Source organism: Ursidibacter arcticus (assembly GCF_009761375.1).
Taxonomy (GTDB): Bacteria; Pseudomonadota; Gammaproteobacteria; order Enterobacterales; family Pasteurellaceae; genus Ursidibacter; species Ursidibacter arcticus.
This window is the reverse complement of record NZ_LEKM01000048.1, coordinates 1-510: the sequence shown is the minus strand read 5'-3', so window position 1 is coordinate 510 and position 510 is coordinate 1. Positions and strand designations below refer to the sequence as shown.

General features: G+C 39.6%; 1 protein-coding gene. It reads right to left on the bottom strand.

Annotated features, from left to right (window positions below; translation table 11 throughout):
• Nucleotides 1-41 precede the first annotated feature (41 nt).
• Complete coding sequence (tnpA, locus tag A1D25_RS01505) at nt 42-458, bottom strand: IS200/IS605 family transposase (protein WP_157393957.1); 417 nt, start codon at nt 456-458, stop codon at nt 42-44.
• Nucleotides 459-510: the final 52 nt, after the last annotated feature.

Genomic DNA, 510 nt, shown 5'->3' with positions numbered 1-510 from the left:
GGAGACATAAGGCACAAACGGCGTAGTCGTTTCAAAGCTAACTAATCGGCTGTTTGTTGTTGCTCAATGTATTGGCGAATAATCGAAATCGGTGCACCACCGCAACTGCCTGCAAAATAAGACGGCGACCAAAGCTGATTACCCCAAAGTTTTTTGCGGATATTTGGGTGATTTTTCTTCCTGATCATTCGGCTTGATACGCCTTTTAAACTGTTCACCAGAGTAGAAACTGCCACTTTCGGCGGATATTCGACCAGCAAATGAACGTGATCGTCTTCGCCGTCAAATTCGACTAATTTCGCTTCAAAATCATTGCAGATACTTTCAAAAATCAATTTGAGTTCGTCTAAAATCGCTTTCGTAAAAACATCACGGCGGTATTTTGTTACAAAGACTAAATGAACGTGCATATTAAAAACACAATGTCTGCCGTGTCTAATTTCAGTTTCTTTTTTCATAGACCAAGTGTAGAATTTGGTGAAAATTACATTCTAAACCTTGTCAATGCAA